At 44.8% G+C, this 11,707-nt stretch carries 9 protein-coding genes and 1 pseudogene; 6 read left to right on the forward strand and 4 right to left on the reverse strand.

Features of this window, described 5'->3' with window-relative positions:
* Positions 1 to 197: 197 nt before the first annotated feature.
* From napA to VTH8203_RS09040, 5 genes and pseudogenes are all read left to right on the forward strand, one after another.
* Positions 198 to 2,318: pseudogene (gene napA, locus VTH8203_RS09020) on the forward strand (periplasmic nitrate reductase subunit alpha); the annotation flags it as partial.
* Between the two features lie 73 nt (positions 2,319 to 2,391).
* Positions 2,392 to 2,853: a nitrate reductase cytochrome c-type subunit gene (locus VTH8203_RS09025; protein ID WP_096993374.1), complete on the forward strand. Its 462-nt coding sequence runs from the start codon at positions 2,392 to 2,394 to the stop codon at positions 2,851 to 2,853.
* 25 nt (positions 2,854 to 2,878) lie between these two features.
* The gene (locus tag VTH8203_RS09030; protein WP_096993375.1) at positions 2,879 to 3,457 is read left to right on the forward strand and encodes a NapC/NirT family cytochrome c; all 579 of its coding nucleotides are present in this window, start codon (positions 2,879 to 2,881) and stop codon (positions 3,455 to 3,457) included.
* Between the two features lie 10 nt (positions 3,458 to 3,467).
* The gene (locus tag VTH8203_RS09035) at positions 3,468 to 3,602 is read left to right on the forward strand and encodes a TIGR02808 family protein (RefSeq protein ID WP_096993376.1); all 135 of its coding nucleotides are present in this window, start codon (positions 3,468 to 3,470) and stop codon (positions 3,600 to 3,602) included.
* Between the two features lie 129 nt (positions 3,603 to 3,731).
* Positions 3,732 to 6,896, forward strand: coding sequence for an HD domain-containing phosphohydrolase (locus tag VTH8203_RS09040; RefSeq protein ID WP_096993377.1), 3,165 nt, complete (start codon positions 3,732 to 3,734; stop codon positions 6,894 to 6,896).
* Between the two features lie 86 nt (positions 6,897 to 6,982).
* Here VTH8203_RS09040 and secF read toward each other — a convergent pair whose 3' ends face one another.
* The 3 genes from secF to VTH8203_RS09055 all read right to left on the reverse strand — a co-directional run bounded on the left by secF (position 6,983) and on the right by VTH8203_RS09055 (position 10,297).
* Positions 6,983 to 7,885, reverse strand: a complete 903-nt coding sequence (gene secF / locus VTH8203_RS09045) for a protein translocase subunit SecF (protein WP_096993378.1) — start codon at positions 7,883 to 7,885, stop codon at positions 6,983 to 6,985.
* Between the two features lie 2 nt (positions 7,886 to 7,887).
* On the reverse strand, positions 7,888 to 9,711 hold the full coding sequence (gene secD, locus VTH8203_RS09050) for a protein translocase subunit SecD (RefSeq protein WP_096993379.1): 1,824 nt from the start codon (positions 9,709 to 9,711) through the stop codon (positions 7,888 to 7,890).
* Between the two features lie 109 nt (positions 9,712 to 9,820).
* Positions 9,821 to 10,297 (reverse strand): hypothetical protein, encoded by a 477-nt coding sequence (locus VTH8203_RS09055; RefSeq protein WP_096993380.1) that lies wholly within the window; start codon positions 10,295 to 10,297, stop codon positions 9,821 to 9,823.
* 158 nt (positions 10,298 to 10,455) lie between these two features.
* On the opposite strand from VTH8203_RS09055, the gene VTH8203_RS09060 reads away from it, so the two are divergent.
* Entirely contained in the window at positions 10,456 to 10,848 is a 393-nt protein-coding gene (locus VTH8203_RS09060; RefSeq protein ID WP_096993381.1) for a hypothetical protein, read from the forward strand.
* A gap of 18 nt (positions 10,849 to 10,866) precedes the next feature.
* On the opposite strand, the gene VTH8203_RS09065 is transcribed toward VTH8203_RS09060, so the two are convergent.
* A complete protein-coding gene (locus tag VTH8203_RS09065; RefSeq protein WP_096993382.1) occupies positions 10,867 to 11,538 on the reverse strand; it encodes an SH3 domain-containing protein in 672 nt (223 codons plus the stop codon).
* Between the last annotated feature and the right edge of the window lie 169 nt (positions 11,539 to 11,707).

The raw sequence follows: 11,707 nt of genomic DNA on the forward strand, positions 1-11,707 counted from the left end.
GACCCCAGTTCAACGCCATAATGGAGAGGATAGTACCATCTTAGCTAAGCGCAAAGAGCTTTATAAACAAGCGAGAGCAGCCAACCCACAGCGGTGGTCAAACGAATCTAGAAACTGGGATGAAGTTGGTGAAGTTAAGCTAAATCCTGAAAGGCAGAAAGAAGCTGCTTAAAAAATTAAAGGCGACAACTACCTTGAAAAACGCCGACATCATGGCTGAGAAGTGGAAAGCTTCACTAAAAGCGAAAGGCCCAACGAGTATCGGTATGTTTGGCTCAGGCCAATGGACGGTTATGGAAGGTTATGCGGCTGCTAAGATGATGAAAGCCGGCTTTCGTTCAAACAACATTGACCCGAACGCTCGTCACTGTATGGCGTCAGCGGTAGTAGGCTTTATGCGTGCTTTCGGTATCGATGAACCAATGGGCTGTTACGACGACTTTGAAAATGCGGATGCATTCGTTCTTTGGGGTTCAAACATGGCAGAGATGCACCCTGTTCTTTGGACTCGTATCACTGACCGCCGCTTAAGCCACCCTCATGTTCGCGTAAACGTACTTTCTACTTACTACCATCGTTCGTTCGAGCTTGCTGACCACGGTTACATTTTCAATCCTCAGTCTGACCTTGCGATTGCAAACTTTATCGCAAACTACATCATTGAAAACGATGCAGTAAACTGGGACTTTGTTAACAAGCACACCAACTTCAAGCAAGCTGAAACTGACATCGGCTACGGTCTGCGTGACGATGACCCACTACAAAAAGCAGCGGCTCACCCGAACTCAGGCAAAATGTCAGACATTACGTTTGAACAATACAAAGCGTCCGTTGCGCCTTACACGGTAGAAAAAGCTTCTGAAATATCTGGTGTTGAGCCAGAGAAGTTGATTGAGCTTGCCAAACAGTACGCCGATCCAAACGTTAAAGTGATGTCTCTATGGACTATGGGTATGAATCAACATACTCGTGGTGTATGGATGAACGGTCTAGTTTATAACATCCACCTACTAACCGGTAAAATCGCCACTCCGGGTAATAGCCCATTCTCACTAACAGGTCAGCCATCAGCATGTGGTACAGCCCGTGAGGTTGGTACCTTTGCGCACCGTCTACCAGCAGACATGGTTGTAGCAAATCCTAAGCACCGTGCGATTGCCGAGAAAGAGTGGAAGCTTCCAGAAGGGACTATTCCACCAAAACCAGGCTTCCATGCAGTGTTGCAAGACCGAATGCTGCACGATGGCGTATTAAACTGTTACTGGATTCAATGTAACAACAACTTGCAAGCGGGTCCAAACATCAACACGGAACGTCTGCCAGGTTATCGCAACCCAGAAAACTTCATTGTCTGTTCGGACCCATACCCAACGGCAACAGCGCAAGCAGCAGATTTGATTCTTCCTACCGCAATGTGGATAGAAAAAGAAGGGGCTTATGGTAACGCAGAGCGTCGTACCCAAGCCTGGTATCAACAAGTAGAGACGGTTGGAGAAGCAAAGTCTGACTTGTGGCAAGTGATGGAGTTCTCTAAACGCTTTAAGATGGAAGATGTGTGGCCGGAAGAGCTGCTTGCAAAAGCGCCAGAGTACCGCGGTAAAACTATGTACGACATGCTGTTCCAAAACGGCCAAGTAGATAAGTACCCTATCGAAGAGGCTCGAGAGCTTAACGATGATGCCCATCACTTCGGTTACTATGTTCAAAAAGGTTTGTTTGAAGAGTACGCAGCATTTGGTCGTGGTCATGGTCACGATCTGGCTCCATACGATGTTTATCACCAAGTTCGCGGTCTACGTTGGCCTGTTGTGGATGGTAAGGAAACATTGTGGCGTTACAAAGAAGGCTCTGACCCATATGCAAAAGCGGGGTCTGGATGGGACTTCTATGGTAAACCAGACGGCAAAGCTCTGATTATTTCAGCACCATACGAAGCACCACCAGAAGTACCAGATGAAGAGTTCGACCTATGGTTATGTACGGGTCGTGTTCTTGAGCACTGGCATACAGGTACCATGACTCGTCGTGTTCCTGAGCTGTACAAAGCGGTTCCGGATGCGGTCTGTTATATCCACCCTGACGATGCGAAATCTCGTGGTCTACGCCGTGGCGATGAAGTGCTGATGGCTAATAAACGTGGTGAAGTACGTGTCCGTGTTGAAACTCGTGGACGTAACCGTCCGCCAAAAGGTTTGGTATTCGTACCATTCTTCGATGCTCGTATCCTAATCAACAAGTTGATTCTTGATGCGACTGATCCTCTGTCTAAACAGACAGACTTCAAGAAGTGCCCTGTTAAGATCACGAAAGTGGCGTAACAGAGTCAATAGGAATAATGGCTGCTTTAGCAAAGCAGCCTACGAAGAATTTGCCAAATGGCGGAGAATTAAAATGAAAAAACTGTTAGTCGCTATTCTTTCTCTTAGTGCGCTTCTTGTCGGTGTAGCTCAAGCAGAACTGAATAACCCAGGTGGTATCGGTGGAGTCGAATCTCTGCGCGGTGCTAGTGAACTAGAAGATACTCGTCCGGCGGACGATTTTAAGAAATACCCGAGAGATCAGGTAATCGAGAGTGATTATGTGTATCAGCCTCCACTAATCCCTCACCAAATCCGTGGCTATGAAGTATCGCTTAACGCGAATAAGTGCTTAGCATGCCATAGTTGGAAAAATGCGAAAGAAATGGGCGCTACCAAAGTGAGCGTCACTCACTATCAAAACCGTGAGGATGCGGTATTAGCGGATGTATCTCCGCGTCGTTATTTCTGTTTGCAATGTCATGTTCCACAGGCGGATGCAAAACCACTTATTCAGAACGATTTTAAGCGAGTCGATTCGTTACGTACTGAATAGCCATAGAAGTTAAGAGAGGCTATCTATGAAAATTTTAAAAGCGTTTTGGACGCGTCTGAAAAGTCCAAGCAAAGCAGCTGTGGGTGTCGTACTTTTCCTAGGCTTTGCCGGCGGCCTGTTGTTTTGGGGTGCGTTTAATACCGGTATGGAAGCAACAAATACCGAAGAGTTCTGCTCAGGTTGCCACGCGCCTATTGTAGCGGAAATTCAAGAAACGATTCACTATTCTAACCGTTCTGGTGTTCGTGCAATCTGCTCTGATTGCCACGTGCCTCATAACTGGACAGATAAAATCGTTCGTAAAGTACAAGCATCAAAGGAACTCTTTGCTCATTATGTAACCAAAACCATCGATACACCAGAGAAGTTCCAAGCACGTCGTGGGCATCTTGCTGAACGAGAATGGGCTCGGCTAAAGGCTAATGACTCACTCGAATGTCGAAATTGTCACGAATTTGAATATATGGATTTTTCAGAACAAGGACCTAGAAGCGTCAAGCAGCACTCGACTGCTCTAGCATCTGGTGAAAAAACGTGTGTTGATTGTCATAAGGGGATCGCACACAAATTACCAGATATGCATGGCGTAGAAGGCTGGCAATAAGGAGCACTGAATGAGCACATTTGAATCGGTGATTTGGCACATACTCGGTTATGCTGCAATGCCAGTCATCATATTGTCGGGATTCGTTGGGGTAGCAGCCGTGTCAATTTGGCTACTGTCTCTCGGCAAAGACAAACAACAATAAACTTCTTCGCCCCACATCTGTGGGGCTTTTTCGTCTTCTGATGATGCGATATTTTCTATAGAGAATGTACTCTAACAAAAATAACAATTAGAGTAATATAGTTCTAACAATATTAACGCTGCTTCTATTATGGAAAATATCAGTGGCCATATGACCCAAAAAAAGAAAACCTCTAGCCGACTGTCCATACGTCGAGTCGTTGCCTTGCTTTTTACTTTCGCAGTAACCGCCACAGCAGTAATCTCTGCCTCGGTGATTTATTCACTTACCAAAGAACGAGAACTCAATCACGCCCTCGATAACTACCGATTACTCTCTTCGCTGTTATCACAGCGACTAGAGCAAATCGACCATGTTGGTGAGCAATCTGCTGTTCAGCTTGGCTATTTGTTAAGTACTCAATTAAATGAAAAAGAGCCGTCTGAATTGATGGAGTTGTTTGGTGCCACCTTTTTAGGCAATCCATTTATTTATAGTATCTACATTGGTTTTAACGATGATAATTTCCTTCAACTTGTCAGCTTAGAACCGGACTATATTGCTGATAAATTGAATCTCCTTGACGGAGAGTCTTGGATGATGATCCAACACACCACAGACAGTGATGGCAACAGGGTCAAACGGACTAAGTTTTTCTACGACAATTTCACGTTAAGCCGAGAGCAGGAAGAAGCGAGTACCTATTACCCCACTCAACGCAGTTGGTATACGCACGCTTCTGATGAAAAAACGTATAAAACCGCACCGTATCTTTTTCATAACTTGCGAGTCACCGGGCAAACTTTCTCGCGCAAAGTACCCAACCTCGATGCGGTGATCGGTGTCGATATCGCCCTAGCGTCACTACATAAACATTTTGAAGACAGCCTGTCAGATAACATCTCGTTAGAAGGCGCAGATGCTTATATCACCAGCAGTGATGGTAGGATCATTGCTACCAACACTTTTTCATACGCGACTAGTGATTTGCCCTCAGTTGCTCGAATGCCGCTTAGCGAAGAGGAAATGGATTTAGTCATTAACTCACCCGCGCTAAAGGTCTCGAATCAATTAGATTGGGAACCACTGGACTTTACCGTGGTCGGCAATCCTGACGGTCTGGCCATTGACACGTTTCGCCTTATCTCAGACGCCACTGGATTGCAATTCAAATACGTTAACGGCCGCAGTTGGCAAGAGCTAATTGGAGATTTTCGACTTGGAGATATCGATATTCTTCAATCTATTGTAACTGGCAGTAATATTACAAATAGTACTCTAGAGAGCGGCCCCCTATTCTCTCTCGATTATGTCATTGCTACGCATCAAGATGCGCCCCAAATCACCTCTTGGGATGAATTAAATGGTTCAGCCATTGGTTTTTTGGATGGGTGGTTCATTGTTAATAAGCTCAGAGAAGACTATCCCATGGTTGAACTGCTTAGCTACGACAGTTATGAACAGGCTTTCGAGGATGTGGAAAACCAAAAAATTCTGGGTGTTATTGATGTCGCGCCAGTAATAAAGAGTAAAGTAACTCGACTTGTCGATAACAACATAACCATCCAACCACTGGGACAACATCCTGCGCTACCAAGCAGTTTTGTTTTTGTTGCTGACGATAAGCTTGAGCCTTACTTACATTTGATCAATAAAGCGATCACTTACCTCGATCAAAACCAGGTTCGAACAACTCTGGAGCAAAAATGGCTTGACAGCGAGCAACCCAGCACCAGTCATATTCCATCAAACGAACTGTTAGCCATGTTGGAAAATCCGAGTTATCACGGAAAGATTTCGTCGGTAGATATCAACGAACAACAGTACTTTGTCTATATCACTGAAGTGAGTGACGCTCCCGAAGAATACTTTGTGTTGGCAATACCTGAACAAAAACTTCTAAGCAATGCCTATAGCACTATCATCAATAGCGCCTTATGGACACTGGCAGTACTAATCATCATGGTCCCATTGGTTTGGCGCCTAAGTACCCCGCTCTCAAGCCCGATTAAGCAGTTGCTGTTGCAAACAAAACGCATCAAACATCGCCAGTACCATAAAGTGAAGAGGTTTCGTACTTCAGTAAGAGAGATTAACGAACTGTCTCATGCCATTTATGACATGTCCCAGTCATTAGACGCATTCCAACGCTCACAAGATGCCTTTATCGAAGCGATCATTCAGTTGATTGCTCGCGCCGTCGACGAGAAGTCACCCTACACTGGCTCCCACTGTTTGCGTGTACCAGAACTGGCATTTTTGCTAAGTGATGCTGCGGAACAATCCAATGATGGCATCTTTGAATCCTTTGAGTTTGAAAATGATGCCAAACGCAGAGAGTTTCGAATCGCCGCTTGGCTGCACGATTGTGGAAAGATCACAACGCCTGAATACGTGGTCGACAAAGGAACCAAATTAGAAACCAACTACAATCGAATTCACGAGATTCGGACCCGCTTTGAAGTATTATGGCGTGATGCCGAAATTACTGCATTAAAGGCTCAGTTAGAGCAGCCTGATTTGGCTGACGAAGCAAAACAACATCTAGAGCAACGCCAAGCAGAGTTACTAGAACAATTTAACTTTATCGCCAAGTTAAACTTAGGCAATGAGTTCATAAATAAACAAGATAAAATTCGAATTACAGAGATTAGCAAGCAAACTTGGCTAAGCCACTTTGACCGTCATTTAGGACTGTCTCCTGTTGAAGAGCAGCGCCTATCGACGCAACCGAGCGAGTTAACTCACGAACCACTACTGAGCGATAGACCTGAACATATCATCAAGCGCTCAAGTAACTATGACATAGATGAGAAACTAGGTATTAATATGAAGGTTCCTGAGCACCTCTATAACCTGGGAGAAATCTATAACCTCTCCATATCAAGAGGAACTTTAACTCAGGAAGAACGCTTTAAGATTAATGAGCATATGATTGCCGGCATTAAGATGCTAAGTAGCATCCCTTTTCCTGACGACCTGAAAAACGTAGAACGTATTGCCACGACCCATCATGAGACCATGCGAGGTGATGGATACCCTAGACGTTTAACTGGTGATGAACTGTCTATTCCTGAACGTATTTTAGCGGTAGCGGATATTTTTGAAGCGCTTACTGCCGCAGATAGGCCTTATAAAAAAGCCAAAACGGTCAGTGAGTCGCTAGACATTTTGCACAAAATGGCGCTTGAGCAACACGTTGATCTTGCTGTTTTTCAACTGTTCGTGAAAAGCGGTGTGTACAGGACATACGCAGAGCGATTCTTATCGACAAATCAAATTGATAATGTCGACGAAAGCAAATATTTAGGATAAAGCCTTATATTACTGATAACTTAGAATGTTAGACAATAAAAAACCGCCAGTCTTGTTAGCGGTTTTATTTGTTCATTCAATACCTGCTACGGGGCAGTATCGATTTCCACTGGTTGGTAGTGTTTCGCTTCAAGATGTAACCACTCAGGTATGACTGTACCCATTGAAATGGATGACCAAGTACCGGAGAAAATACCAATAAACATTGCTGTCGCAAAACCTTGCAGTGCGTCCCCGCCTAGTAACCATAGTGCCGCTACCGTAATCAATGTTGTACCCGAGGTGACCATTGTTCTTGCAAAAGTAGCAATAACCGCTTGGTCACTCACGTCCGCAGTTTGTTCATTGGGGCGTAATTTTAAAATCTCACGAATACGGTCAGCGATGATAATTGAGTCGTTCAACGAATAGCCCAAAATCGCCAGGATTGCCGCAAATACCGTAAGGTTAAACTCCATTTGAGTCAGTGCGAAGAAACCAAGGACTAGAATGACATCATGCAACAATGCAACAAGGGCACCACTTGCCAAGCGCCATTCAAAGCGAAAGCTCAAATAGCCTAAAATACACAACAAGCAAACGAGTAGCGCTAAACCGCCTTGGTCATAAAGATCCTGACCCACCTGCGCACCGACGATACTGTCACTGACAATCGTTGAACCTGGATAGGCTTTTAGTAACGTTTGTTTAAATTCGTTGTGTTTCTCTGCACCTTGGTCACCCGCATAACGAATCGTCCAACGACCCTCTTCACCTGATTGGGTAACTGTGATGCCCTCACCCAACACAGGTTCCAGTGTCTTCCTCAAATCGGCTTGGGTTGTTGATGAGGCTAATCGCACTTCTGACACCACACCGCCAGTGAAATCAAGACCAAAATTTAGCCCTTTGACGACAACCGCGATAATAGAGATGACCACCAACGCAATGGATAGGATGTTGGTGAAATATCGAATTGAACGAATATTAGTTTTAAAGAAGTCTTTCATGATTAAACCCTCACCTCACGACGAGTGTCTCGTCCCCACTTCATATTAATAATTGCGCGCGATGCGAAAATACCGGTAAACATACTGGTTAACAGACCAAGGCCCAGTGTTAGGGCAAAACCTTGAATCGGACCATTACCAATTGCGTACAAAATAACGGCAGTAATCATGGTAGTAATATTGGCATCCATAATGGTTGCGACAGCAGAGTTAAAGCCTTGATCGATGGCTTGAGCAAAGCTACGACCTTCCGCCAACTTATCTCGAATACGTTCGAAAATAAGCACGTTAGTATCTACCGCCATACCGACTGTTAAAACTAGGCCAGCGATACCGGGCAAGGTCAAAATAGCACCCGGGACAAGGGCAATCAGGCCGAGCAAGCAACTCATGTTTAGGATCAAAGCGACGTTAGCAACCCAACCCAATCGACGATACCATAAAGCCATGAACGTTAGGGTGAGTCCCATACCTAGTGCTAAAGCGGCAAAACCATTTTGGATATTTTCCGCACCAAGAGATGCTCCAATAGTACGCTCTTCAACAATGGTTACCGGAGCTGTCAGTGACCCTGCTCGAAGTAACAACGCAAGCTGCTGAGCTTCTTCTAAGTTGCCAGAACCCGTAATACGGAATTGGCTACCCAATTGAGATTGAATGGTTGCAACACTAATCACTTTTTCATTGCGCTGCGTTTCCCCACGAGCATCAACGCCGTACTCACGATAAACCGTTGCCATTGGCTTACCAATATGAGTTGCGGAGAAATCGCTCATCATTTTACCGCCAGCATGATCGAGTGAAATGTCGACTTCTGGACGGTGCATTTGGTCAAACCCTACGCGAGCGTTAACAATGTGCTCACCGGTCAGTACGGGTTTTTTCACCAAGGTGACCGGTTTACCCTGTCCATCGTTCACTCTTAGTGTCGAAACTGGGTTTGAGGATGTGCTCACTTCATGAAAAGCTAGGCTTGCTGTCGCACCAATCACTCGTTTAGCCAATGATGGGTCTTGCACGCCGGGCAACTCAATACGAATCCCCGATTCGCCCTGACGCTGAACCATTGCTTCGGTGATCCCCAGTTCCTCAATACGCTGGCGCATAATCTTTAAGTTTTGCTGCATAGTAAGGTTTTGGAAGTCAGCGTAGTTTTGCGCTTTCATGTAAATCGTTAGCTCGTCTCCGTCCCCTTTCGCTTGCCATTCAGGGTAATTAGTATTGACGAATTTACGAACCGCGATTTTGCCCTCGCTGTCTTTTGCAATCACTCTAATGCCAGTATTATTATCTGGGCGAACTTGCACACCAAAGATACGTTCTTTACGCAGATCTTGCTTAATTTCATCAATGACAGCATCACGCTGTTCAGATACCGCTTGACCAACGTCAACGTTCAACAGAAATTGAACGCCCCCACGTAAGTCTAAGCCTAACTTAATAGGCGTAAAACCCATCGTCTGAAGCCACTCTGGAGCGACTGAGGTGTAGGAATATGACATGGTGTCATCTTTACTTACCCACTCTCCCAATGCGTTTCGAGCTTTAGTTTGTTCCGCCTCATTGTCGAATACAAGTTGAGCAACATGGTTTTCCATGGTGACAGATTCTGGCTTGATGCCGTCATCATGGAGTAAAGAGTTGATCTTAAACACTGAGTTTAGGTGCTCATTGTGCTCGCTCACTTTCAACTCTATTGCAGGCTTCTCACCATACCAAGACGGCAAAGCGCTTAGAGTCAGTACCACACAGGTCACAATGAGAACGATATATTTCCAAGAGGAGTAATGATTTAATACTGCTCTCGGTTGAGTCTTTTTACGCATAGATTTCCCTCAGCGTTATGCTGATTTTTAAAATAAATAACCTCACGCACTATCATCTGCATACAGCAAATCAATAGCGGTGGATAACAGGATGTTTTTTGGAAATGAACTAAGCGTATTGAGTATTCAGGAAGACATACAGCGTGTTGCCATCTTTCCAACCACTCACACGATGGTTGCTTTGGGCATAGCTAAGGTAGGATGGTGTAATGAGTCGTTGGCGCACCGTCGCACTGAGCAGCTCGTGCTGACCACTGCAACTGTAATCAAACACCACGCTATAGGTTGGTGTTTCTAACTCATGATTTTCGTTATTACTACCCGTCCAACGCCAGACTGTAAGAATGGCTTTGGCGTCATGATCACCGAGTGATTTTGATTTGGGTTTGTTTGGATTTGAGCATTGTCTGGTAGTGTGTCCCGGCCTCGTTGAATTAATGAGACTAGAGTGGTCTTTCCAAGACGAGAAACCGGAGTCTGAGGTCGATGTTCTTTGCTGGCTCACTTGTTCAGACGCAGCACCCCCTAATGGTGCGAAAAACGCAACAATCAGAGAAACGATAAACTGCAAATAGAACTTAGACAAAAAACTGGCCTCACGAGATCAATATCCGCATTATCGACCTATGTTGCAGCAAAGACAAATAAAAAATACTAAATCGAATATGAGAACCTCTTAACTTAATGTTGAGGGAATAAGCTCCGGCTTCTATAGGCAAAGAGTAATTACATCGAGGAAACAAGATGGATCTGTCGCAAAACGAAAAACTGACTTTAGTAAAGTACGCTTTGATTATTCTAGACGGTTGGGGAGCTTCAAACTTGCAAACAGAAGCTATCTTGGCAGTGTCACCGGAGCAACATGCACGGTTAAAAGTCACGCCAGCTCCTGTTTCTATCGGGCCGCCAACGCTTGAGCGAGTACATTTGGTAGTTGAAATCGACGGTTTCCTTCGTAGCACGTTCGAGAGCTCCCACTTTATTAACAACTTTATAAATGTGCGAAGCCACAGTGCAAACCTCAATGGCTATGCACCCATAGAACATATTGAAAGAGGCGACCTTACAGCACTAAAACTTCTAAAACAGTACGTGAGCGAAATGGCGCAAAACGCAGAGCACGAACGAGACCAATAGCCAGAACCTCTCAACCAATTAGAACAATTTACCAGTAACGGCATTTAGATACACTTTGTCCTCTGTCTCGATTCCACCACAGTACGTGAAATAGACGCTATCTGGATGGTTGATAGACTTAACCCACCCCTTCATTTCTTCGAAATCTGATAGCCTACATTGTTTTTGTTTGACTAATACCGTTGAAGCCTCAAGAAAAACCTCGTGAAACAGCATGAAATCATCACTGTCTTCAATGTATTGAGTTAGCACGTTAAACCAGCCTTCGCCATTTAAAGGCACGGCTTGGGTCACGAGGTGTTGGGTGCTCACCCATTGAGATATCTCTTCGGATCCCTCTTCCAGTTGGTAGATAGGTGCGATACGTATCCAATCCCCCGCTCGCTCCAATACTTTCAGTTCTTCACCGTAATACGCGACACCGTCTGAAGTCGAATCAGAATGAGGTTGGGTGTGAACTTCTTCAAATGCTGAAGCCACAAAATAGTGATCTGGTAATGGCTTTGCTGGAGGCGGTTCGATGGCTATCTCGGTTGACTCATCATCAGACGTATCCGTTTCCTCAAAGTGAGAAGCCGACTGAATCGGTTTTATTTCTTCTTGATTAAAGTAACCTAAATAATAAGCAGTGCCCGCACCGATTAACATTAGTGCGACAACCACTACTCCAATAACCACTCGTTTTTTCACAATCGACTCTTTCCAGCTGTTTACTGCTTATTCTATATCGGCAACCAGTACGAATAATTAACCTCGGATTCTAGCAGATAATCACACTTCACCAAATTAGCGCTTCAAATCGCGCCGCAATACATATAAATACATTCATTAACTTAATGAATGTGCTAGTATTTCCGGA

The organism is Vibrio thalassae (genome assembly GCF_900089835.1).
Taxonomy (GTDB): domain Bacteria; phylum Pseudomonadota; class Gammaproteobacteria; order Enterobacterales; family Vibrionaceae; genus Vibrio; species Vibrio thalassae.

Coding starts and splice junctions, on each gene's coding strand:
- VTH8203_RS09060 (WP_096993381.1), top strand. CDS start 10,456: ATGGATCTGTCGCAAAACGAAAAACTGACTTTAGTAAAGTACGCTTTG.
- VTH8203_RS09030 (WP_096993375.1), top strand. CDS start 2,879: ATGAAAATTTTAAAAGCGTTTTGGACGCGTCTGAAAAGTCCAAGCAAA.
- VTH8203_RS09040 (WP_096993377.1), top strand. CDS start 3,732: ATGGAAAATATCAGTGGCCATATGACCCAAAAAAAGAAAACCTCTAGC.
- secF (WP_096993378.1), bottom strand. CDS start 7,885: ATGAAAGACTTCTTTAAAACTAATATTCGTTCAATTCGATATTTCACC.
- VTH8203_RS09035 (WP_096993376.1), top strand. CDS start 3,468: ATGAGCACATTTGAATCGGTGATTTGGCACATACTCGGTTATGCTGCA.
- secD (WP_096993379.1), bottom strand. CDS start 9,711: ATGCGTAAAAAGACTCAACCGAGAGCAGTATTAAATCATTACTCCTCT.
- VTH8203_RS09025 (WP_096993374.1), top strand. CDS start 2,392: ATGAAAAAACTGTTAGTCGCTATTCTTTCTCTTAGTGCGCTTCTTGTC.